Genomic DNA, 22,720 nt, shown 5'->3' on the forward strand with positions numbered 1-22,720 from the left:
GAAGCCGAATGGATGCTCGTACCATCATTCGGTTTCCAAGGCGGCCACGGGCATACGAAATGATCCGTTTTCCTCTGTCCCCAACAGATCGTGTGATTCGAAGGGGGCGGAGGAAAGCGGATCGGCTGCAGCGGCGGCACGTCTGGCCGAACGAGCCCCCATACCCTCGTTCGGTCAGACGCGTCGCCGCGTTTTGTTTTTGTGCCGTATAATGACCACTACCTATGACGCGATACTAAAAGAAAGGTGTTTGCCCATGCAGGCACAGAAGGCGGAGGGAACCCGCGACCTTATCGGCGCCGAGATGCGCGCCTGGCAAAAGATGCAGCGGATCGCTGCCGGCGTGTTCGAGCCGTTTGGCTTTAAGCCCATCGAGACGCCCGCGATCGAGCAGGTGGACGTGTTTGTCCACGGCATCGGCCAGTCGACCGATGTCGTGCGCAAGGAGATGTTCCGCGTGTTTAGCGGCGCCAACCTGGAGCGTGTCTTTACCGAGGGCACCGATGCCAAGCTCAAGCCCAAACAGCGCTTGGCGCTTCGTCCCGAGGGCACTGCCGGCGTGGTGCGCGCCGTCGTGGAGAACAACCTGGTGCCCCAGGGCTCCACGCCGTTTAAGGCCTACTATGCCGAGGCCATGTTCCGCGGCGAGCGCCCCCAGAAGGGCCGCCTGCGTCAGTTCCATCAGGTGGGCATCGAGTGGCTCGGTGCTCCCGATCCGGCTGCGGACGCCGAGTGCATCATTATGCTCATGGAGTTCTACAAGCGTCTGGGCTTCGATCTTTCCAAGCTCCGTCTGCTCATTAACTCGATGGGTGATGCCCAGTGCCGTCCGGCCTATCGCGAGCAGGTCAAGCAGTTCATTCTCGATCACGCCGACGAGATGTGCGATGAGTGCCGCGAGCGCGCCGAGCTCAACCCGCTGCGCGCCTTCGACTGCAAGAACGACCATTGCCGCGAGATCATGGCCGAGGCCCCGCTGATGGGTGACAACCTGTGCGACGAGTGCCGCGAGCACTACGAGCAGGTCAAGCGCTATCTGGATGCCGCCGGCATCGAGTATGTCGAGGATCCCACCCTGGTGCGCGGCCTGGACTACTACACCCGTACCGTCTTTGAGGTCGAGGCCCCCGGCGCCGGCGTCGGCTCCATCGGTGGCGGCGGCCGCTACGACGGCCTGGTCGAGCTCGAGGGCGGCAAGCCCACGGCCGGTGTCGGCTTCGCCGTCGGTTTTGAGCGCGCCCTGCTGGCCCTGCAGGCCTTTGGCAGCGACCTGGGTGCCGATGAGGCTCCGTGTGTCTACGTTGCCAACGCCGGCAAGGAACTGCGTCAGAACGTTTTTGCCATTACGCAGAAGCTTCGCGCTGCAGGCATCGTGACCGAGGCAGACTATCAGGGTCGTTCGCTCAAGGCTCAGTTTAAGCAGGCCGACAAGGTGGGCGCCAAGCTCATTTTGGTCTTGGGCGGCGACGAGCTTGCCGCCGGCAAGGTCAAGGTGCGCGACATGCAGAGCCATGACGAGGTGCTGGTCGATCTGGCCAACGTGGTCGAGGCGGTTCGAGAGCGCCTGTAGCGCATCATTTTGAGCTGCGGGTCCGCTAACGCGTCCCGCTCGCGGCGAACGATTGTTACGGGGGTGTTTCGCATTTATGCGGAATGTCCCCGTTTGCATATGCCGCCCACCGAGAAATACGACCATTTGGGGCAAAAATCCTTGCAATGCAGAAAATACTTTTGTGTGGTAAAGCGCAATCAGTGTCGAAAGTGTTTCTCAAGTGCCTATAATGAATACCGCATGTTACGTGCATAGAAGGAGGAATGGGAGGAAACGTGGCTGAGAACCTAAGCAACCAGTCTGTACCCGAAGCCGCGGCGCGCGTCGCTGCCGTGGTCAACCGCCTCGTTAACCGAATCGGCTCGAATGCCGAGTCCAGGGAGCGTCTCGCCGAGATTGAGATTCCCGAGGAGCTGCGCGACAACCTTGCGCTGTTCCTGCGCCTGGAGCGCCGTGTGCTTAGCGAGTATGATCCCGAGATCGCGGACCTGTTCGACAAGATTCTGTCGGCCGAGATCGTGGCCAATGCCGGCAACCCCGGTAGCCGTGCCGCCGACGAGGCCGTCGACGAGCAGGGCGTGCCCACCGCCGACGAGCCCACTGCTGTGGCGTTTCGCGAGGTCGTCGATTTGATCGACAGCCTACCGCTCGATAAGCAGCAGGTTATCGTCCGTGCCTTTACGAGCTTCTTCCATCTGGCAAACCTGTCGGAGGAGAACTACCGTGTGAAGCAGCTGCGCGAGCGTGAGGCCGGCGCATCGACCGATACCGAGGTCGATCCCGCCAACGAACTCACCGTCGCCTATCACCAGCTGGTGGATGAGATGGGTGTCGAGGGCGCCAACGAGCTGCTCGGTAAGCTTGAGTTCCATCCCGTCTTTACCGCGCATCCCACCGAGGCCCGTCGCAAGGCCGTCGAGGGCAAGATTCGCCGTATCTCTAACCTGCTGGAGGAGCGTCCGCGTCTGGGCGGCTCCGACCTGGTGGAGAACGAGCGCCATATGCTGCAGGAGATCGACGCCCTGGTGCGTACGAGCCCCATCGCGCTCAAGAAGCCCACGCCGGTCGAGGAAGCCGATACCATCATCGACATCTTCGATAACACGCTGTTCGACGTCATCCCCGTCATCTATCGTCGCTTTGACGACTGGGTGCTGGGTGACAAGGCCGGTACCGTGCCGCCGCTGTGCCCGGCGTTCTTCCATCCCGGCAGCTGGATCGGTTCCGACCGCGACGGTAACCCCAACGTTACCGCCAAGGTGAGCCGTGAGGTCGCCGCCAAGTACTTCACCCACATGGTGCTCAAGCTCGAGGACAAGTGCCGCCGCATCGGCCGCAACCTCACGCTCGAGGCCACCTACAGCAAGCCGTCTGCCGAGCTCATCAACCTGTGGAACCATCAGGTCGAGATGAGTGCGCATTACACGGCCCGCGCCGAGCTTATCTCCGAGCACGAGCCGCATCGCGCCGTCATGCTCGTCATGGCCGACCGTCTGAACGCCACCGTACGCCGTATCACCGACACCATGTATCACAGCGCCGACGAGTTCCTGGATGACCTGCGCGTCGTTCAGCGTTCGCTGGCTGCCTGCGGTGCCGTCCGTGCCGCCTACGGCCCGGTGCAGACCATCATCTGGCAGGTCGAGTCCTTCGGCTTCCATATGGTCGAGATGGAGTTCCGTCAGCACTCCGTGGTGCATGCCCGCGCCCTTAAGGATATCCACGAAAACGGTATCCATGGCGACCTGCAGCCCATGACGCGCGAGGTCATCGATACCTTCCGCGCTATCGGCTCCATCCAAAAGCGCTACGGTAAGAAGATGGCACACCGCTACATCATCTCGTTTACCAAGAGTGCCCAGCATGTGGCCGACGTCTTTGAGCTGGCCCACCTGTCCTTCGCACACGAGGAGGACGTTCCCGAGCTCGACGTGATCCCGCTGTTCGAGCAGCTCGAGGACCTCGAGGGCTGTGTTGACGTGCTCGACCAGATGCTTACGCTGCCCGTGGTGCAGAAGCGTCTTGCCCAGACCAACCGCCGCATGGAGGTTATGCTGGGTTACTCCGACTCCTCCAAGGATGCCGGTCCTACCACGGCCATGCTTGCGCTGCACTCCGCGCAGGAGCGCATCGCCAAGTGGGCCGAGAAGAACGATATCGACCTGGTGCTCATGCACGGTCGCGGCGGCGCCGTGGGCCGTGGTGGCGGCCCGGCCAACAAGGCCGTACTGGCGCAGCCCAAGGGTTCGGTCAACTGCTTCTTTAAGCTCACCGAGCAGGGTGAGGTCATCTTTGCCCGTTACGGCAACCGCACGCTGGCTCAGCGCCATGTTGAGTCCGTTGCCGCCGCAACGCTTTTGCAGTCGGCCCCGAGCGTCGAGAAGACCAACACCGAGACCACGCAGAAGTTCTGGGATATGGCCGAGAAACTCAACGCCGCAAGCCACGAGCGCTATCTGGACCTGCTGAACACCGAGGACTTTGCACCGTGGTTCTCGACTGTGACGCCGCTGACCGAGGTCGGTCTGCTGCCGATTGGCTCGCGTCCCGCCAAGCGCGGCTTGGGTGCCAAGTCGCTCGACGACCTGCGTACCATTCCGTGGATTTTCAGCTGGAGCCAGGCACGCATTAACCTGGCCGCTTGGTACGGCCTGGGCACCGCCTGCGAGCAGCTGGGCGATCTTGACCAGCTCAAGGCTGCCTACCAGGAGTGGCCGTTCTTCCGCACCTTTATCGATAACATCGAGATGTCGATTGCTAAGACCGATCAGCGCATTGCCAAGATGTATCTGCATCTGGGCGACCGCGATGATCTGTCCAAGAAGGTCTTTACCGAGATGCAGCTCACCCGTAAGTGGGTCCTTGCCATCGTCGGTGACGAGTGGCCGCTGCAGCGTCGTCGCGTGCTCGGCTGTGCCGTTCGCGTGCGTAACCCCTACGTCGACGCCCTGTCCATCGCCCAGGTCCGCGCCCTTCGCGAGGTGCGTATGAACCAGGACGAGATGGCCGAGGAGAAGAAGGCCGAGTACATGAGCCTGATTCTTTCGACTGTGACCGGCGTCTCGGCAGGTCTGCAGAACACGGGGTAATCGATAGCCCTGTAGTCGTCCGGGCCCGCCATATGTTTACTTTTAGGCACGTCCTCGGACATGCAAGAAGCCCTCGCTGCGCACTTCGTGCGGCGAGGGCTTCTTGCGTCCTGCGGAGTGTGCCTAAAAGTAAACTGATGGCGGGCCCTGCGATATCCGTCCTTCGGCGGATTACTGCTGGGGGAATAATGGCGCGCTTCGCGCGTTTGGAAAGGGCTTCGTGCTGCGGAATGCATTCAGAGGGAAACCCGTAGGGCCCCTTCGTCCTCGGTCTTCTGGAATTAAAGCTGAGGAGAAGAATGGCGCGCTTCGCGCTTAGCGTGGAGTGCGTCGAGGGCTTCTTGCGTCCTGCGGAGTGTGCCTAAAAGTAAACTGATGGCGGGCCCTGCGATGTCCGGCTTCGGCGGAAGGCCGCTGGGTGAGGGTGGTGCCTGGGGCGACGTGCAAAAAACGGAGTTTTCAGCAGCCAAAGATCGATGCATAAGGCCATAGCCGGCCCTCGCTGCCTTTGTTGATGATTTTGCAAGACAATTGGGCCTTGGCGATGCTCATATATGGCTGGTTTCTCGCCGCATGTTATCCAGATGGGACGAGTCATGAGGACGATCTACCTTTTGAAAGACTTTTGACACCAAAATCTTATCTTGCAATGCTGAATACTCGCAAAAATGCACGCTCCGGAGGGGGCTACCATGTTGCGGTTCGAAACCCAATGCGTCATTCTATGCAGTATATTGACCTATTTATGCAAGATAGCTTACACGCGCATGCCACAGGATTGATGTTTGCCTCGGCGCTGCGTAATCCACCCTGCCCATAGCTTCTTTGACAGGAGGCCGCGGTCCCGTTTGGGATCGCGGCCGTGTTGTTGTGGGTCAAATATGAACGTTGTGTTAACGACTCGGTGGAAGGTGGCGTTTTTCGGTGAGCGGCGTATCCTTCCAACGGTTTATCTAGTGTGTCAGTTGAAAGGAAGAGGGCGCTCGTCATTGTTTGAATGTGAACTGCCGTTTGACCACAAGACATTGCATCTGGAGCTCGAGGATAGGAACTTCGCGGGTGTGATGGAAGGTCACCAAAACGAGTTTAAGACCGCAAAATCGCAGGAAGAGCTGGTAGAGGATTCGCTTGCCAACCCTTACGGCTCACCTTCGCTCGAGGAGCTTTGCGCTGGCAAGAAGGATATTGTCATCATTAGCTCCGACCATACGCGCCCCGTTCCCTCGCGTGTGACGATGCCTATTCTGCTGCATCACATCCACTCCGCTGCGCCTGAGGCGCGCGTTCGCATTCTGGTTGCTACGGGTATGCATCGTCCATCGACGCACGAGGAACTCGTCAACAAGTATGGCGAGGAGATCGTTGCCAACGAAGAAATTGTCATGCACGTCGCGACCGACGACAGCATGATGGAAAAGATTGGCACCCTGCCTTCTGGTGGAGAGTGCATCATCAACAAGATTGCCGCCGATTGCGATCTACTGCTTGCCGAGGGCTTCATTGAGCCGCACTTCTTTGCCGGTTTTTCTGGCAGCCGCAAGTCCGTGCTGCCCGGCATCGCCAGCTACAAGACCATCATGTACAACCACAACGGCCAGTTTGTGAACGATTCCCATTCGCGCGCCGGCAACCTGTGCCACAACCACGTGAGCGAGGACATGTTTGCCGCTGCCGAGATGGCTCACCTTGCCTTTGTGCTCAACGTGGTGCTCAACGGCAAGCACGAGGTCATCGGCTCCTTTGCCGGCGACATTCACAAGGCGCACGAGGCCGGCTGCGAGTTCGTGAAGAGCCTTGCCGGCGTTGAGCCCGTCGAGTGCGAGATTGCCATCACCACCAACGGTGGCTATCCGCTCGATCAGAACGTCTATCAGGCCGTGAAGGGCATGTGCGCTGCCGAGGCCACACTTCCCGAGGGCGGCGTGATCATCGATGTCGCCGGTTGCGCCGATGGTCACGGTGGCGAGGGCTTCTATCACAACATCGCTGACAACGATCCGGCAGAGTTTGAGCGCGCCTGCATCGACCGTCCTAAGGACGAGACCCTGCCCGACCAGTGGACGAGCCAGATCTTTGCCCGCATCCTGGCGCATCACCCTGTGATTATGGTCACCGACCTGTGCGATCACCAGATGCTCAAGGATATGCATATGACACCGGTCAACACCCTCGAGGAGGCGCTCAAGCTCGCCTTTGAAATGAAGGGTGCCGATGCCAAGGTAGCCGTCATTCCCGATGGCCTGGGCGTTGTCGTCGCTCAGCACTAGCGCGCGGCCTAAACGAATCGTTTGTAACCGACAAGAAAGATAAGGTTTTATGCTTACCAAACTCCTCTGCGAATTCGGTGCAACGGCCCTCATGATCATCTTTGGCGTGGGCGTACACTGCGATACCGTGCTTAAGGGCACCAAGTATCAGGGCTCCGGCCACATGTTTGCCATCACCACCTGGTCTTTTGGCATCTCGGTCTGCCTGTTTGTCTTTGGCGGCGCCGTGTGCATGAACCCGGCTATGGTGCTTGCCCAGTGCATCGTCGGTCTGGTGCCGTGGAGCAGCTGCATCCCCTTCATGATTGCCGATATGCTCGGCGGCTTTGTGGGCGCCGTAATCGCTTGGTTTATGTATACCGATGAGTTCAGGGCTTCCGAGGGCGTCGTCGACCCCATTGCCCAGCGCAACATCTTTTCGACCAACCCCACCACCGAGGGCACGAACTATGCCCGCAACTTCTTCTGTGAAGCTATCTGCACCTTTGTGTTCATCAGCGCCATCCTTGCTGCCGCTAGCCGCGCCGGCGAGAACGTTCTAATGCTCGCTATCTGTGTCGGCCTGATCGTTTGGGCCGTTGGCATGGGCATGGGTGGCATCACCGGCTTCGCCATGAACCAGGCACGCGACCTTGGTCCTCGCATGGCCTATCAGGTGCTGCCGATCAAGAACAAGGCTGACAACAACTGGAAGTACGGCCTGCTCGTTCCTGGCATCGCTCCGTTTATCGGTGCCGCTCTGGCCGCGCTGTTTGTGCACGGTTTTTTGGGCATGTTCTAGTCCAAGGCCACATAGTTGTCCGCTGGCCGCGTGGGGTAACTTCCCAGCGCGTCCTCGGACATGAAAGAACCCCCGCTGCGCACTTCGTGCGGCGGGGGTTCTTTCGTCCTGCGGAATGCGCTGGGAAGTTACCCCATGCGGCCAGCTGCGGGGTCTTTGTTGTGTTCGTACAAGTAACCCAACATATTTCTGAATTTGGATGGGAGGGGCTTGTTGCTGTTGGGGGGCGTTGAAGTGCGAGTGACACGTTGGGATGCGTGGCGCCTTGGGTTGGGGCAATGCTCTGGGATGAGCCTCTTACTTAGGTGAAGAGGGGTTTTATGGCTGAGAGGTAGTCTTTGGCTACGTCGGCCTTATCTGCTTGGAAGTTGTGCCAGGCCCACCATTGGACGGTGGCTACGAAGCTTGAGGCTATGTGGTGGAGGAGGAAGTTGCGATCCATGGTGCTGGCGGGGCCTGCGGGGTCGACAGGGACGGTTTCGGCTGCGCGCGACATGATGGTCTTGCGGAGACAGTCGGCGAAGACGCGCGAGCCGGCGCCGGCTACGAGGGCGCGTACGCCCTGACGACGATCCCAGAGGTTGTTGAGGATATGCTCGACCTGTACGAGCGGGTCATTGAGGGGTGTGCCGTCATCGTCGAGGGCATGGGTGCAGATATCGCACACGAACTCAGCGAGCAGGTCATCTTTGCTCTTGAAGAGGCCGTAGAACGTTGCCCGACCCACATGGGCGCGAGCGATGATGTCGCCGACGGTAATCTTGCCGTAGTCCTCTTCGCGCAGGAGCTCGGAGAACGCCGCAACGATGGCGGCGCGGCTTTTTGCCTTGCGGGCATCCATGGCTATGCGTCCGCGTGAACGAGCAGACAGCGGAGCGTGCCGGAGCAACCCTCGTAGGGGCGTTTGCCGGCGCCGTAGCCGACGGCTTCGATGTGGTAGCGTGAGGGCAGTTGGTCGGACGTGCGCAGCGCGGTGACGATGGCGGCGCCCGTGGGCGTCACGAGCTCGCCGGCGACCGGTGCAGGCGTGAGGGCGATATTGCCTGCCTGGCACAGGTTGACGACAGCGGGGACGGGAATGGGCATGAGGCCGTGGGCGCAGCGGATGGTTCCGTGGCCTTCGGAGAGCGACTCGACCACAATGTCCTCGATGCCCAGGTCATCGAGGCAGATGGCGACAGAGCAGACGTCGACGATGGAGTCGACAGCGCCCACCTCGTGAAACAGGACGGTGTCGGGCGTTTTGCCGTGAGCTTTGGCCTCGGCAGCGGCGAGCGCGGTAAAGATGGCGAGCGCGCGACGCTTGGCGCCATCGCTTAGCTGTGAGCCGTCGATGATGGCGGTGACGTCCGCCAAAGAACGGTGGTGATGGTGGTGGGCGTGGTGATGGTCCTCGTGGCCATGGCCGTGAGCCTCATGGTCATGCTCGTGCGTATGCTCGTGGCAGTGTTCGTGTTCATGCCCGCCATGGTCATGATGGTGGTGCTCATGCTCGTGCGTGTGCTCGGCAGCTGTTTCGTTGCCAAAGAGCCAGGCCATGTCGTGGTCGTGGTTCTCGAGCTCCTCTGCCAACTGAACATCAAAGTCGCAGGCGTCGATGCCATGCTTGTTTACGCGTGTAACAGCAATCTCAAAGCCGTCGACCGGCAGCGTGGCGAGCTGTTCGCGCAGGTGCTCCTCGCTGGCACCCAGGTCGAGCAGGGCCGCGACGGTCATATCGCCGCTGATGCCCGAGGTACCGTCGATGATAAGCGTGTGCTGATGGTTGGACATGGAATGCTCCTTAACGGGCGCAGGGTGTTCCGGCGCTCAGATGATTGATAAGACTTGCCTGGTAGGCGGCACCAAAGCCATTGTCGATATTGACGACCGAAACGCCGCTGGCGCAGGAGTTGAGCATGGCGAGCAGTGCGGCTACGCCACCAAAGCTCGCGCCGTACCCCACGCTGGTGGGAACGGCGATGACCGGACAGCTCACCAGGCCGCCGATAACGCTCGCCAGCGCGCCCTCCATGCCGGCGATGGCGATGACCACCTGTGCCTGGGCAAGTTCCTCGGCATGCGCGAGCAAGCGGTGCAGGCCGGCGACACCTACGTCGTAGAGGCGGTCGACCTCGTTGCCATAGAACTCGGCCGTCAACGCGGCTTCCTCGGCGACGGGCAAGTCGCTCGTGCCGGCGCAGGCGACAACGATGCGTCCGTTACCGGTAGGGGAGGGCTTGCCGCCCACGAGGGCGAGCTGGGCGTTCGGGACATATCCCAGGTCGATACCGTTGTCGAGAAGCTCCGAGGTGCGGGCTGCCTTTTCGGCGTCCAGGCGCGTAACCAGGATGCGCTCCTGACCGGCATCGCGCAGCGCTTTGATAATGGCGGCAATCTGCTCGGCGGTTTTACCGGCGCCGTAGACAACCTCGCCGGCTCCCTGGCGCACCCCGCGCGAAAGATCGAGCTGCGCAAAACCCAGATCGGCGGTTGGCGCCGTTTGGATGCGCGTAAGGGCGTCGGCGGGGGTGACTGATCCGCCGGCAACATCGCTCAGTAACTGCTCAAGATCTCGCTTATCCATATATCTTCCCTTCGACGGCGCAAAGTCTAGCACTCAAAGGGTATGTTTCCGAACACTAAGACAAAATTGTTCGGAAACTAGATATAGGGGATTTGATTCTGTTGTTAGATGGATCGGCTAGTCACGCAGGATGATGTCCATGGCGAGCATCAGGTTGCGCTCGTCGATGGCAAACGGAGCGGCCTCGCGCGTCTTGGGCTTGGCGCAAAATGCGATGCCCGTGCCCGCGGCCTGAATCATGGGGATGTCGTTGGCGCCGTCGCCGATCGCCACGGTATGGGCCATATCGACACCGCACTCAACCGCCCAATCCAGTAGCTGGATGAGCTTGGATTCCTTGGTCACAATGTCTGCCGCCAGCTTGCCCGTGAGCTTGCCGTCTACGACCTCCAGCCGGTTGGCCAGGCAAAAATCGATGCCCGCAGCGGCCACGATCTTGTCGGCGACCTCGTGGAAGCCGCCGCTTACCACGCCGACCTTCCAGCCCTTGCTGTGCGCCGAGCGCACAAGCTCCAGTGCGCCGGGGGTAAACGTCACGCGCTCAAAGGTGCGCTCGAAAACGCTCTCGTCCAGGCCGGCGAGCAGCCCCACGCGCTCCTCGAGCGCCTGCTTAAAGTCGAGCTCGCCGCGCATGGCGCGTTCGGTGATCCGCGCAACCTGCCCGCCCACGCCTGCCTCCTCGCCCAACAGGTCGATGACCTCCTGGTTGATGAGCGTGGAATCGATATCCATAACGATGAGGCGTGCAGTCATGGTGGGCCTTTCCGAGTGCGGTTGTATTGTAGGCACATTGTCGCACGTGACAAGCGCGGGCGGGCAGTGCGGTGCGCCAATTGTTTCGTCTCCGTCAAGTCTTTGAGCGGGAGCCACTTTTTCGCGGTACATCGGCGCGGGTGCGATAAGATAGAACGCCATGTCCGGCTGCGCGGTTTACGCAGGCTGGGCAAATCTGTACGACGCCGCCCGGAACGACACGGGGCGGCACAGATCCATAAAGGAGGATCACTGGTATGAGCCAGACCCGTCCCATCGACGAGCATTCCATGCACACCCGTACCTGCGGCGAGCTTCGCCGCGAGAACGTGGGCGAAGAGGTCACCCTCACCGGTTGGGTGAGCCGTCGCCGCGACCACGGCGGCCTTATCTTCTGCGACCTTCGCGACCGCGAGGGCATCACGCAGCTCACCTTCGACCCCGAGCACTCCGATGGCGATGCCTTTAAGATCGCCGAGACCATGCGTCCCGAGTGGCCCATCAAGATTCACGGCGTCGTGCGCGCCCGTGGCGAGGAGACCACCAACGCCAAGCTCGCGACCGGCGAGATCGAGGTCCTGACCGACCACGCCGAGGTGCTCAACACCTCCGTTACTCCGCCGTTCCAGATCGAGGACGGCATCGAGACCAGCGAGGACACCCGTCTGCGCTATCGCTATCTGGACCTCCGTCGTCCCGAGATGATGGCCAACCTCAAGCTGCGCTCCGACTTCACCTTTGCCATTCGCGAGGCGCTTCACAACCGTGAGTTCATGGAGGTCGAGACGCCCTCCCTGTTCAAGTCTACGCCCGAGGGCGCCCGCGACTTCATCGTTCCCAGCCGTATTCAGCCGGGTAACTTCTACGCCCTGCCGCAGTCCCCGCAGCTCCTAAAGCAGCTGCTCATGGTCGGTGGCGTCGAGCGCTACTACCAGGTTGCCAAGTGCTTCCGCGACGAGGACTTGCGTGCCGACCGTCAGCCCGAGTTCACCCAGGTCGATATCGAGATGTCCTTCGTGGACCAGAACGACGTCATGAGCGCACTCGAAGAGGTCCTGGCCGATGCTTTCGGTCGCATGGGTGTCGAGATGCCCACGCCGCTGCGTCGCATGGACTACTGGGAGGCCATGGACACCTATGGCTCCGACAAGCCCGATACCCGCTATGGCATGCATCTGGTCGATCTGACCGACATCTTTGCCAACTCCAAGTTCAAGGTCTTTGCGACTGCCGCAAACGAGGAGGGCTCTGTCGTCAAGGCCATCAACGCCAAGGGCGCCGGTGCCTGGGCACGTGCCAAGATCGATAAGCTCGCCGGCGTGGCCTCCACGTTTGGCGCCAAGGGTCTGGCCTGGATCGCTTTCCGCGAGGACGGCTCCATCAACAGCCCCATCGTCAAGTTCTTCTCGGACGAGGAGATGGCGGCTCTGCGCGAGCGCATGAACGTCGAGCCTGGCGACCTCGTGATGTTCGCCGCCGGCCCGCGCCTGCTCTCTGACGAGATCCTGGGCGGCATGCGCTCTCACATGGCCAACGCACTCGAGATCAAACGCGAGGGTCACGACTTCCTGTGGGTCGTCAACTTCCCGCTGTTCCACTGGGATGAGGACCGCAAGGCCTATGCAGCCGAGCACCAGCCGTTCACTCTGCCGACCGAGACCGACATCGCCAAGATCGAGGCCGACCCGTTGGCTGCCGGTTCCTGCACCTACGACTTTGTCATGGACGGTTTTGAGGCCGGCGGCGGTGGCATGCGCATCCATAACGCCGAGATGCAGATGTCCATGCTCAAGCTCCTGGGCTTTACCGAGGAGCGCGCCGAGTCGCAGTTTGGCTTCCTCATGGAGGCGCTCAAGTTTGGTGCGCCCCCGATGGGCGGTTTTGCCCTGGGTCTGGACCGCGTGTGCATGCTGCTTACTGGCTCCGATTCCATCCGCGACGTCATGGCGTTCCCCAAGACGGCCAGCGGCTCCGACCTTATGTCGGGCGCCCCGAGTGCCGTTTCCGGCGCCCAGCTCAAGGACGTCAGCCTGCGCTTGATGTAGGCGAGCGGCTGCATATTGTCTCTAACGAGGGAAGGACGCGTGCCTTCCCTCGTTTTTTATGCGCGGGCGTTGCGAGGGCATAGGGTGACCGGACGTCGCGGAAAGGGCGTCCCGGAATCTGCGTCCAGAATGGGCCGCGCTTTCCCAAAGGGGGTCCTCTGGGAAAGCGCGGCCCAGAATTCGGCAAAATAATGGGGCACAGTTTCCGGTTGAGCCTTCTGGCGGAAACCGTGTCCCATCGTTGACACTCGAAGTGGGATGTGGTTTCCGTCCCGCTCTCGACAAGCATCTAACGCTACAATAACTACCACGTGGCTGGGTTTGGCCGGCCAAATGTGCGATGCTGCGGGAGGGGACATGGTCGAGTTTACAAAGACGATTAAAGATCCGTTGGGACTACATGCCCGCCCGGTTGCGCTTCTCTATGACATTATCGCCAAGCATCGTAGTGACGTGTCGGTCAGCATCGGCGATCGCCACACGGATGGCCGCGATATCATGGGACTCATGGCCCTCTATGGTGAGTGCGGCGAGAGCGTCGTCTTTCGTGTTTCGGGCGCGGATGAGGCCTCGTGCGTCACGTCGATCAGAAACCTCTCGCTCTAAGCGTAACAATGTGAAAAAGGAGAGTCCCCTCTGTTGCATACATTGGTATGACAAGGCACCGCAAAGAGACCGTCTTTGCGGTGCCTTTGTTTAATATGGGAAACTTTTTCGAAAACTGAATAGAGATTCTTTCCAAAAAGTTAACCGCGTGTTAGTTTACTAGTTGAAACATAGACGCGGTTAACTTTTATCGCGTCGATGTTGAGGACGAACCGATGTTAGGAGCTCACTCATGTCTTGCGGACCGCAGATGCCGGCCATGCCGCTTTCAATGGTAAAAGCGGGCGAAACCGTTCACGTGTCTCGTGTAAAGGGCAATGAGGACATAAAGCACCGTCTCAAGGACCTCGGCTTTGTCGAGGGCAGCGAGATCCACGTGGTGAGCTCGAGTGGCGCCAATATCATCGTCACGGTGCTGGGCTCACGCTTTGGCATCGATTCCAAGGTTGCCATGCACATCATGACCGTCGGTTAATCTGCAGCATTTCATAAAAACCGAAAGGGGGACAAGAGGATGAAGACGTTGGGTGACGTTAAGGTGGGCGAGAGCTCTACCATCGTCAAGCTTCACGGTGAGGGTGCGCTTCGCCGCCACCTTATGGACCTGGGGCTCATCAAGGGCACTTCGTTCAAGGTCGTGAAGGTTGCACCGCTCGGCGATCCGGTCGAGATCAACGTGCGCGGCTACGAGCTTTCCATCCGCAAGGAGGAGGCGGCCGTCGTCGAGGTCCAGTAAGGGCCCACGACGTAAATTTCTGCAGATAAAGTTAGAATTTTCTAACTTAATGCAGCAACTTTGAAGCACATCATCCAGCCCGCGCGGAGAAAGCAGCGCGGGCGCACAAGGAAGAAGGATTGAATGGCGGATTCTCAGATCCATGTCGCGCTGGCGGGTAACCCCAACTGCGGCAAGACCACGCTTTTCAACCTGATCACCGGCGCCAACGGCTACGTTGGCAACTGGCCCGGCGTCACGGTTGAGAAAAAGGAGGCTAAGCTCCTAAGCGACAAGAACGTTACCATCACGGACCTCCCCGGCATCTACTCGCTTTCCCCCTACAGCCCCGAGGAGCAATGCTCACGCGATTACCTCATGAGCGGCGAGCCCGATGTCGTCGTTCAGGTGGTCGACGCCACCAACCTCGAGCGCAACCTGTACCTGGCGCTTCAGGTTATCGAGACCGGCCTACCCGTGGTCGTTGCCCTTAACATGGCCGACTTGGTCGAGAAGAACGGCGACAAGATTGACACGGACAAGCTCTCCAATAAGCTCGGCTGCCCGGTCATGATGATTTCGGCCCTTAAGAACAAGGGTATTAAGGAGCTGTTCGAGCAGGTTAAGAAGTCCGCTGCTTCCAAGGGCCAGGTGCCGGAGCACAAGTTCGATTCCTCCATCGAGGACGTTCTGGACCACATCGAAAACAACCTGCCGGCGAGCGTTCCCGCCAACAAGCGTCGCTACTACGCGGTCAAGCTGTTCGAGCGTGATGCGGACGCCTGCAAGCTCATCAACCTCACCAAGGAGAAGGCCGCTCGCGTGGAAGAGCTGGTCGCCCAGTGCGAGCAGGACTGCGATGACGACGCCGAGTCTATCATTACCGGTGAGCGCTATGGCGTCATCGCGCACATCATCGACGAGTGCCTCACCAAGGCTCCGGCCAAGATGAGCACCTCCGAGAAGATCGACCGTGTGGTTACCAACCGTATCCTGGGCCTGCCGATCTTTGTGGTCATCATGTTCTGCGTGTACTACATCGCCGTTTCCACCTTAGGCGGCACGGTGACCGACTTCACCAACGACCAGCTCTTTGGTACCGACGGTTGGTATGTGCTCGGCCAGGGCCGCGACGCCTACGATGCAGCCGTCGAGGCTGCGGGCGACGACGCCGACTCGGTTGACCCGGCGCAGTACGGCCCCTATGTCCCGGGTATCACCACCGTGGTGCACGATGCCCTTGTGGCGGGTGGCACCGAAGACGGCGGCCTGGTCGATTCGCTGGTCTGCGACGGCATCGTCGGCGGTTTGGGCGCTATCTTCGGCTTCGTCCCGCAGATGTTCCTGCTCTTTGTGATGCTGTCCTTCCTGGAGGACTGCGGCTATATGGCCCGCGTCGCCTTTATCATGGACCGCGTGTTCCGCCGCTTTGGCCTGTCCGGTAAGTCCTTTATCCCCATGCTCGTGTCCTCGGGCTGCGGCGTCCCCGGCGTCATGGCCACCAAGACCATCGAGAACGAGAAGGACCGTCGCATGACGGTCATGACCACCACGTTTATTCCCTGTGGCGCTAAGCTGCCGATCATCGCCCTGCTCATGGGTTCCATCATCGGCGATTCTTCCACCACCGCCGCGTGGATCAGCCCGCTCTTCTACTTCCTGGGCGTCTTCGCCGTCATCGCCTCGGGCCTTATGCTCAAGAAGACCAAGCTCTTCGCCGGTCGCCCGACGCCGTTCGTTATGGAGCTTCCTGCCTACCACTTCCCGGCGATCCGCTCTTGGGCACTGCACGTGTGGGAGCGCTGCTGGGCCTTTATCAAGAAGGCCGGCACGGTCATCTTCGCATCCACCGTCGTTGTTTGGTTCCTCTCCAACTTTGGAAGCTACAACGGTTCCTTTGGCTTCCTGCCTGCAATGGACGGCATCCCCGAGGAGTTCATGGACTACTCCGTGCTTGCCATGCTCGGTAACCTGGTCGCTTGGATCTTCGCTCCGCTCGGCTTTAGCACCTGGCAGGCAACTGCGCTGACCGTCTCGGGCCTTGTGGCTAAGGAGAACGTCGTCGCCACCGCCGGCTCGCTGCTGTCCGTGGCTGACGCCGCCGAGACCGACCCGAGCCTGTGGACTGCGTTTGCCGGTATGTTCCCCACCATGGGCGCTTGCGTTGCCTTTGGTGCGTTCAACCTGCTGTGCGCTCCGTGCTTTGCCGCCATGGGCACTATCCGCAACCAGATGGACTCCGGCAAGTGGACCGCGATTGCCATCGGTTACGAGTGCGCCTTCGCTTGGGTGATCGGCCTGTTCATCAACCAGTTCTACAACCTGTTTGTGTTGGGACAGTTTGGTATCTGGACGATTGTGGCCATCGTTCTGCTGGTTGCGATGCTCTTCCAGATCTTTCGCCCTATCCCTGCGCATGCATGGACCGACGAGGACGAGACCAACACTGCTTCCGCCGCAGTTTCCGCTTAAGTCCGAATAAGGATTAGCCCCTTTCCACGAGCCCGGGTGTCCCAGCGACACTCGGGCTTTTTGGCGTAATGGGGGAGATGTGGCGTTTCCGCAGATAAAACCGACCAAAATAAACCTGTCCCTTTTTGGCAGGTGGAAAATGGGGTAAAGTAAGTATTGGTTAACTAGAGGAGGCTTGCTATGGCACCTATCGATATTGTTGTTCTGGCTGTTATCGGTATTGCGTTTGTCGCGGTATGCGTGCGCATCTACCGCAAGGGCACCTGCGCCGACTGTGCTCAGGGTGGCGTTTGCACGGGGCATTGCTCCAACAAAAAGACGTGTGCCGCACTTAAGGGCGTGGACAAAATCGCCGAAGACCTGGGCCGCGGCATTCATTAGTCGAACGGCGCTTGGGCATGTATGACTGCAGATGCGGCGGTCGCTGATACGATAGGTACATCAGCAACTGCCGCCGAGCGGCTTAAACGAAAGGAAGCCTGTATGGAGTCCTGTGCCTACCCGATGCTCTTTAGCCCGATCAAGGTCGGTACGACCGAGGTCAAGAACCGCGTCTTTATGCCGCCGGTATCTACCAACCTAGCCGATCACGGCTATGTGACCGACGACTTGGTCGATCATTACCGTGCCCGCGCCAAGGGCGGCGTGGGCCTCATCATTACCGAGGTCGTGACGGTTGAGCCTACCTATACCTATTTACCGGGTGACATGTGCTGCTACGACGACACGTTTATCCCCGGCTGGGAAAAGCTCGCCGCGGCCGTCCACGAGTATGGCTGCAAGATCATGCCGCAGCTCTTCCACCCCGCCTACATGGCCTTTAACATTCCGGGCACGCCGCGCCTGATCGCTCCGTCCTTTGTGGGCCCGTCCTATGCCCGCGAGGCACCGCGTCCTATCACGGTCGATGAGATTCACGAGCTTACGCATCAGTTTGGCGACGCTGCCGTACGTATGCAGAAGGCCGGTGTCGATGGCGTCGAGGTCCATGCGGCACACGCCCACGGCATGCTCGGCGGCTTTTTGACTCCGCTCTACAACAAGCGCACCGACGAGTACGGCGGCTCGCTCGACGCCCGTATGCGCTTCTTGCTCGAGGTCATCGCCGAGATTCGCGAGCGCTGCGGCAAGGACTTTATCATCGACGTCCGCATCTCGGGCGATGAGTACACCGATGGCGGCCTGACCCTCAACGACATGATCTACGTCTCGCGTCGCCTGGAAAAGGCCGGCGTCGACATGATTCACGTGTCGGGCGGCACCACCATCAAGCGTGGCTCCGCGATTCCCGCCGCCGGTACCCAGCAGGCCTCGCACGCCGCCTGCTCGCGCGAGATTAAAAAGCACGTCAACATTCCCGTCGCCACCGTCGGACGCATTAACGAGGCCTGGATCGCCGAGGAGCTGATCGAGGACGGCGCGGCCGACATCTGTATGATGGGCCGCGCCAATCTGTGCGATGCCGAGTTCTGCAACAAGGCAGCCGCTGGCAACGCCGACGAGATCCGTCCCTGCATCGGTTGCCTGCGTTGCCTGAACGGCATTATGTTTGGCAAGCGCATCTCCTGCACCGTCAACCCGGACGTGGAGCGCGACGAGGCTGGCTACGAACCCGCCGCCGAGGCCAAGAACGTACTGGTTGTGGGCGCCGGTCCCGCGGGCATGGAGGCAGCCTACATTGCCGCCAAACGCGGTCATAACGTGGTGCTCGTGGATAAGCAGGACGAGCCGGGCGGCGAGATGCGCATCGCAGCCGTTCCGCCGGCAAAGCAGGAACTCACCCGCGTGATCAAGTATCAGTACCGTCGCCTGGCCGAGGCCGGCGTAAAGTGCGTCTTTGGCACCGAGCTTACTGCCGAGGACATTCAGCGTGACTACGCCGACTACGAGGTCGTCCTGGCCTATGGCGCCGAGCCTATCGCCCCGGCCTTCATGCAGGGCTTTAAGCAGGTTATGACGGCTGACGACCTGTTGGGCGGCAAGGCTTTCCCGGGCAAGAAGATCGTCATCGTGGGTGGCGGCACCGTTGGCTGCGAGACGGCCGATTACCTGGCCCCGTTGGTCAACGACCTGTCGCCGGCGAACCGCGACGTCACCGTCATCGAGATGACCAAGACGCTCGCCGCCAACGAGGGTGGCGCCGGCCGCGCGGTGCTCATCACGCGCATGCTCTCAAAGGGCGTTCACGTGCTGACCGAGGCCAAGGTGACCGAGATTACCGAGGATACTATCAGCTACGAGAAGGACGGCGAGGTCCACACCATCGCCGGTGCCGATACGCTGGTGCTTGCTATGGGCTATCGTCCCAATACCAAGCTGGCCGACGACCTGGCTGCAGCCGGTGTTGCCGCCCACGTGCTGGGCGACGCCAACAAGTGCGGGAACATTCGCGACGCCATCGGCGATGGCTACAAGGTCGCCTGCGAGCTCTAGTCAACCCCTTGTTGCATGGGGACAGGTTGCTTTGCACCAACTTGGTGCATGTGAACCTGACCCCATTGCACCATTTGATAAAACGCAAGCGGCGGCCGTCCCGTGTTTGGGCGGGCGCCGCTTACGTTTTATCAAAGAAAGATCATTGCCGAGCCTTAAATGCCTTTTGTCTGTGTGCCTTCCACAATCATGTTGCGGTTGTAGGCCAGGTGCAGATACATCGTATCGTGAGCGGCGGTGGGGTTGCGCGCCTCGATGGCGTCGGCCGCACCGTGGTGCGTGTGGATGGTCTCCTCGACGAGCTTTTTTGCCCGTTACGTCGATAAAAAGGGGAACGGACGCCTTGAACACACCCATCAGACGGGTAACGACGAGGTTGCCGCCATCCCAGGGCGGCTTCATGGGGTAGCGCCCGTACGCATCGAATTTATCCTCTCATAGATGTGCGGCACCAAGAGCCCCGAGTTAATACGAGCTCGGGGCTCTTTTCGTTTGGATTGCAGACGTATTGACAGACGAAAACAGTCTGCGTCCGGTATTGAGCCATACGAAAGCAAAATTATGCATCTTAATTCCGTACGCAAATCAAGACGAAAACCGTTTGCGTCTCGGATAAATCAGTACGCAAACGGTTTTCGTCTTATATCTTGAAGGCCTACAGGCGAAACGATTCGGCAACGGTGGAGGTCGACCGGTTTGAGTATGGCAGGCTGACGCTCGAAGGCAGCAACGTAACGTTCGACGCGCTCACGTCGGCTCGCCAGGACTTGAGTTTTCACACGTTCGAACATAAGTGTGTTGAACACCTCGGCATTTCTGAGCTAACGCCGGATATTATGCGCACGCTTCGCTTGCTCGGCAAAGATGGCTATACCAACGCTGCGGCGATTTTGGCGGATAAGAATGATTTTCCGGGCATCGACTGCGTTCGTTTTGGTGATACCGAGGATGTGATCTTGGATCGCGAGGCGGCGACAAATATATCCGCAATTGAGCAGATGGACAGGGCGGTAGCTATGTTTGCACGCTACTACCGTTATGAGCGTATCGAAGGGATGGAGCGCGTCCAAACCGATCGAATTCCTCTCGAGGCGTTTCGCGAAGCTGTCGCAAACGCTTTGGTGCATCGGACGTGGGACATTCGAGCTATAGCAACCCGCATAGCGCGCCTTGATCATCAACCGTCCGTGTTTCGCAGCAACTTATAACAGGCTCGGGGTGCCAATTTGGGGTGCAGTAGTGCTGCGCCACGAAAAGAGCCTATCTACTTCGTTTAAGCCTCAGGGGTCAACCATAGTCGGCTTTTTCGAAAATCGACAAGCTGCCTACCTGCGGTTTTGTTTTCACGGTTTTTGGTATGGCCGAGGCTATCCGTGTTAACGTAGTAGATGGGCCACTTTTGTGGCAAGGGGCCGATCTGCGGGCTAGGGTAGCTAAAAGAGCCCCGTCCCAAAAAGACTGATTGGGAGCTGGGGCGTGTCGATGCGATAGTATTGCATGGTGGTATTCGACTAACCGAGGGTTTATCCGAGGGCTTTATGGAACAGCACCAGCATTATCAGAGCTTGCAAGATCAGGCATACAATGCACTGCGCTCCAAGATCATCTATGCCGAGCTCAAGCCCGGCACGCGCCTTTCGGCGATTGGTCTGGAAAAGGAGACGGGAATCGGGCGTACGCCCATTCGCGAGTCCTTTGTGCGCCTGCGTGAGCAGGAGCTGGTGGAAACGCGTCCCAAAAGCGGCACCTACGTCTCTAAGATCAGCATGGAGCGCGCCGAGAACGCCTGTTTCTTGCGCGAGAAACTCGAGCGAAGCGTACTCATTAAATGCTGCTCGGTCGCCACACCCGAGCAAAAGCATCGGCTCGATCAGATTCTTGCCGAGTCCGAGTCGCTCGACCATGGCGAAACGCGTCATTTCTTTGACCTGGACAACCTGTTCCATGAGACGTGTTTTGAGATTGCCGGCCGTCACATGTTGTGGGATTGGATGAAGAGCGTCAATACGCATTTTGAGCGATACAACTGGTTGCGTATGGTGTCGCAGGATCTAGATTGGGAGCCGATTCGTCGGCAGCATCGCCGGATTCTCGAGGCCATTAAGAGGGGCGATACCGACGCGGCGAGCTATCTGGCCGAGACACACCTGCACCTGATGCCCGAAGAGCAAGGTCCGGTTATCGCCTTACATCCCGATTATTTTGAGCTGTCCAAAGACTCGGCTATCTAGCCCATTATCGCATCTGCTCGAGACGCAAAAACGATGCTGCTCACCTACAGCGTTTTGCAACCGAGAATTTTAAAAAATGCCTAAAATGGCTCAGACTGCCGACAATGGGGAAACGGGGTGCGCTATGGCGCAGATGAGAATCAAGGACATTGCCGTCGAGGCGGGTGTGAGCCCGGCCACGGTCTCGCGCTATCTCAATAACCGCCCCGGGCAAATGACCGAGGAAACCCGTGCTCGCATTGCGGAGGTTATCGAGCGTACCGGCTATCGCCCACGTGCCGCCGCGCGCAATCTGCGCAGCTCGCGTACCAACCTCATCGGCGTGATCTTGGCCGACATCGCCAACCCGTTCTCCAGCGCCATGCTCGAGGGCCTTTCCGCCAGCGCCGCCGCGCGCGGCTGCTCGCTCATGACAGCCATTAGCGGCAACGATCCCGCCAAGGAGGCCGAGTCGCTCACCAGGCTTATCGACGCTGGCGTGGACGGCCTGGTCGTCAATACCTGCGGTGGTAACGACGAGGCGATCGTCGCGGCAGCGGGACGCCTGCCCGTTGTGCTGCTCGACCGCGACGTTGCCGACGGCGGTGTCGATCTGGTGACATCTAACAACCGTGAGCTGGTCGCCGGCCTGGTAGACGCCTTGGCTGCTGCGGGCAGCGAGCACCTGTGCCTGCTCACCGAGGCAAGCGACGACAGCTCCGTCCGTCGCGAGCGCGCCGAGGCCTTTACCGACGAGCTTTCGCGCCGCGGCCTTTCCGGCGAGGTCGTCACCCTGGCCGACGGGGGCGCCACGGGCGTCGGCCGCCTGGACAAGACCATCCGCGGCTATGCAGGAAAAGAGCTCGGCCTCATTGCCGTCAACGGCCTGGTTTTCCTGAGCCTGACCGAGGCGCTGGCGCAGCTTGGTCCCTCGCTGCCGGCGGGGCTCAAGATCGCGACGTTTGACGACTATCCCTGGAACCATGTGCTCTTTGGTGGAGTTACCACGGCCGCGCAGGACACCCTCACCATCGCCGAGCGCGTGGTCGATCGCCTCTCCGAGCGTATCGACGTTGTTACCACCACCGTGGGCGATGCCGCAAAGCTGGCGCCTAAACGCATCGAGGTTCCCGGCCACATCGAACACCGCGCTTCGACCTCGCGCTAGCCGCTCGTTCGTAACTGCCTGTTCGCGCACGTTTTTTGGGCGCTTGATACGCTTTAACCCTGC

General features: G+C 60.0%; 18 protein-coding genes. 14 read left to right on the forward strand and 4 right to left on the reverse strand.

What is annotated here, in order from left to right:
• The first annotated feature begins 256 nt into the window (after window positions 1-256).
• The 4 genes from hisS (at window position 257) to larD (ending at window position 7,689) form a co-directional block, all read left to right on the forward strand.
• Window positions 257-1,570 carry a histidine--tRNA ligase gene (gene hisS, locus ACTQXO_RS01140; RefSeq protein WP_427729192.1) on the forward strand — a complete coding sequence of 438 codons (1,314 nt, stop codon included), beginning with the start codon at window positions 257-259 and terminating at the stop codon, window positions 1,568-1,570.
• Window positions 1,571-1,827: 257 nt separating this feature from the next.
• Entirely contained in the window at window positions 1,828-4,641 is a 2,814-nt protein-coding gene (locus ACTQXO_RS01145; RefSeq protein WP_370450652.1) for a phosphoenolpyruvate carboxylase, read from the forward strand.
• A gap of 989 nt (window positions 4,642-5,630) precedes the next feature.
• Window positions 5,631-6,908: a nickel-dependent lactate racemase gene (gene larA, locus ACTQXO_RS01150; protein WP_441032218.1), complete on the forward strand. Its 1,278-nt coding sequence runs from the start codon at window positions 5,631-5,633 to the stop codon at window positions 6,906-6,908.
• A gap of 49 nt (window positions 6,909-6,957) precedes the next feature.
• The gene (gene larD / locus ACTQXO_RS01155) at window positions 6,958-7,689 is read left to right on the forward strand and encodes a D/L-lactic acid transporter LarD (protein WP_441032216.1); all 732 of its coding nucleotides are present in this window, start codon (window positions 6,958-6,960) and stop codon (window positions 7,687-7,689) included.
• Window positions 7,690-7,990: 301 nt separating this feature from the next.
• Here larD and ACTQXO_RS01160 read toward each other — a convergent pair whose 3' ends face one another.
• From ACTQXO_RS01160 to serB, 4 genes are all read right to left on the reverse strand, one after another.
• Window positions 7,991-8,530 carry a TetR/AcrR family transcriptional regulator gene (locus ACTQXO_RS01160; RefSeq protein ID WP_154517701.1) on the reverse strand — a complete coding sequence of 180 codons (540 nt, stop codon included), beginning with the start codon at window positions 8,528-8,530 and terminating at the stop codon, window positions 7,991-7,993.
• Between the two features lie 2 nt (window positions 8,531-8,532).
• Window positions 8,533-9,462 (reverse strand): LarC family nickel insertion protein, encoded by a 930-nt coding sequence (locus tag ACTQXO_RS01165; protein ID WP_441032214.1) that lies wholly within the window; start codon window positions 9,460-9,462, stop codon window positions 8,533-8,535.
• Between the two features lie 10 nt (window positions 9,463-9,472).
• Window positions 9,473-10,255, reverse strand: a complete 783-nt coding sequence (gene larB / locus ACTQXO_RS01170; RefSeq protein WP_441032212.1) for a nickel pincer cofactor biosynthesis protein LarB — start codon at window positions 10,253-10,255, stop codon at window positions 9,473-9,475.
• Between the two features lie 117 nt (window positions 10,256-10,372).
• Window positions 10,373-11,008: a phosphoserine phosphatase SerB gene (gene serB / locus ACTQXO_RS01175; protein WP_427747576.1), complete on the reverse strand. Its 636-nt coding sequence runs from the start codon at window positions 11,006-11,008 to the stop codon at window positions 10,373-10,375.
• A gap of 257 nt (window positions 11,009-11,265) precedes the next feature.
• Between serB and aspS the strand changes: the two genes are divergently transcribed.
• The 10 genes from aspS to ACTQXO_RS01225 all read left to right on the forward strand — a co-directional run bounded on the left by aspS (window position 11,266) and on the right by ACTQXO_RS01225 (window position 22,657).
• The gene (aspS, locus tag ACTQXO_RS01180; protein ID WP_427729277.1) at window positions 11,266-13,053 is read left to right on the forward strand and encodes an aspartate--tRNA ligase; all 1,788 of its coding nucleotides are present in this window, start codon (window positions 11,266-11,268) and stop codon (window positions 13,051-13,053) included.
• 357 nt (window positions 13,054-13,410) lie between these two features.
• On the forward strand, window positions 13,411-13,659 hold the full coding sequence (locus ACTQXO_RS01185; protein WP_195838595.1) for an HPr family phosphocarrier protein: 249 nt from the start codon (window positions 13,411-13,413) through the stop codon (window positions 13,657-13,659).
• 232 nt (window positions 13,660-13,891) lie between these two features.
• Entirely contained in the window at window positions 13,892-14,134 is a 243-nt protein-coding gene (locus ACTQXO_RS01190) for a FeoA family protein (RefSeq protein ID WP_427747574.1), read from the forward strand.
• Between the two features lie 39 nt (window positions 14,135-14,173).
• Complete coding sequence (locus ACTQXO_RS01195; RefSeq protein ID WP_006234774.1) at window positions 14,174-14,395, forward strand: FeoA family protein; 222 nt, start codon at window positions 14,174-14,176, stop codon at window positions 14,393-14,395.
• 123 nt (window positions 14,396-14,518) lie between these two features.
• On the forward strand, window positions 14,519-16,846 hold the full coding sequence (gene feoB, locus ACTQXO_RS01200) for a ferrous iron transporter B (RefSeq protein ID WP_441545371.1): 2,328 nt from the start codon (window positions 14,519-14,521) through the stop codon (window positions 16,844-16,846).
• 180 nt (window positions 16,847-17,026) lie between these two features.
• A complete protein-coding gene (locus tag ACTQXO_RS01205; protein WP_117634210.1) occupies window positions 17,027-17,227 on the forward strand; it encodes a hypothetical protein in 201 nt (66 codons plus the stop codon).
• Between the two features lie 102 nt (window positions 17,228-17,329).
• Window positions 17,330-19,279, forward strand: a complete 1,950-nt coding sequence (locus tag ACTQXO_RS01210) for an NAD(P)/FAD-dependent oxidoreductase (protein ID WP_441032202.1) — start codon at window positions 17,330-17,332, stop codon at window positions 19,277-19,279.
• A 680-nt stretch (window positions 19,280-19,959) separates the two neighbouring features.
• Window positions 19,960-20,487 carry a hypothetical protein gene (locus ACTQXO_RS01215; RefSeq protein WP_441545372.1) on the forward strand — a complete coding sequence of 176 codons (528 nt, stop codon included), beginning with the start codon at window positions 19,960-19,962 and terminating at the stop codon, window positions 20,485-20,487.
• 330 nt (window positions 20,488-20,817) lie between these two features.
• Window positions 20,818-21,510 carry a GntR family transcriptional regulator gene (locus ACTQXO_RS01220; RefSeq protein WP_441545373.1) on the forward strand — a complete coding sequence of 231 codons (693 nt, stop codon included), beginning with the start codon at window positions 20,818-20,820 and terminating at the stop codon, window positions 21,508-21,510.
• Window positions 21,511-21,634: 124 nt separating this feature from the next.
• The gene (locus ACTQXO_RS01225) at window positions 21,635-22,657 is read left to right on the forward strand and encodes a LacI family DNA-binding transcriptional regulator (RefSeq protein WP_441545374.1); all 1,023 of its coding nucleotides are present in this window, start codon (window positions 21,635-21,637) and stop codon (window positions 22,655-22,657) included.
• Window positions 22,658-22,720 lie beyond the last annotated feature (63 nt).

This window comes from Collinsella sp. LCP19S3_D5, assembly GCF_052121415.1.
In the GTDB taxonomy this organism is placed as follows: Bacteria; Actinomycetota; Coriobacteriia; order Coriobacteriales; family Coriobacteriaceae; genus Collinsella.

What these genes read in the sequence shown, in the direction of transcription:
- hisS (WP_427729192.1), top strand. Translation starts at nt 257, where the DNA reads ATGCAGGCACAGAAGGCGGAGGGAACCCGCGACCTTATCGGCGCCGAG.
- larD (WP_441032216.1), top strand. Translation starts at nt 6,958, where the DNA reads ATGCTTACCAAACTCCTCTGCGAATTCGGTGCAACGGCCCTCATGATC.
- ACTQXO_RS01160 (WP_154517701.1), bottom strand. Translation starts at nt 8,530, where the DNA reads ATGGATGCCCGCAAGGCAAAAAGCCGCGCCGCCATCGTTGCGGCGTTC.
- ACTQXO_RS01165 (WP_441032214.1), bottom strand. Translation starts at nt 9,462, where the DNA reads ATGTCCAACCATCAGCACACGCTTATCATCGACGGTACCTCGGGCATC.
- larB (WP_441032212.1), bottom strand. Translation starts at nt 10,255, where the DNA reads ATGGATAAGCGAGATCTTGAGCAGTTACTGAGCGATGTTGCCGGCGGA.
- serB (WP_427747576.1), bottom strand. Translation starts at nt 11,008, where the DNA reads ATGACTGCACGCCTCATCGTTATGGATATCGATTCCACGCTCATCAAC.
- aspS (WP_427729277.1), top strand. Translation starts at nt 11,266, where the DNA reads ATGAGCCAGACCCGTCCCATCGACGAGCATTCCATGCACACCCGTACC.
- ACTQXO_RS01185 (WP_195838595.1), top strand. Translation starts at nt 13,411, where the DNA reads ATGGTCGAGTTTACAAAGACGATTAAAGATCCGTTGGGACTACATGCC.
- ACTQXO_RS01190 (WP_427747574.1), top strand. Translation starts at nt 13,892, where the DNA reads ATGTCTTGCGGACCGCAGATGCCGGCCATGCCGCTTTCAATGGTAAAA.
- ACTQXO_RS01195 (WP_006234774.1), top strand. Translation starts at nt 14,174, where the DNA reads ATGAAGACGTTGGGTGACGTTAAGGTGGGCGAGAGCTCTACCATCGTC.
- feoB (WP_441545371.1), top strand. Translation starts at nt 14,519, where the DNA reads ATGGCGGATTCTCAGATCCATGTCGCGCTGGCGGGTAACCCCAACTGC.
- ACTQXO_RS01205 (WP_117634210.1), top strand. Translation starts at nt 17,027, where the DNA reads ATGGCACCTATCGATATTGTTGTTCTGGCTGTTATCGGTATTGCGTTT.
- ACTQXO_RS01210 (WP_441032202.1), top strand. Translation starts at nt 17,330, where the DNA reads ATGGAGTCCTGTGCCTACCCGATGCTCTTTAGCCCGATCAAGGTCGGT.
- ACTQXO_RS01220 (WP_441545373.1), top strand. Translation starts at nt 20,818, where the DNA reads ATGGAACAGCACCAGCATTATCAGAGCTTGCAAGATCAGGCATACAAT.
- ACTQXO_RS01225 (WP_441545374.1), top strand. Translation starts at nt 21,635, where the DNA reads ATGGCGCAGATGAGAATCAAGGACATTGCCGTCGAGGCGGGTGTGAGC.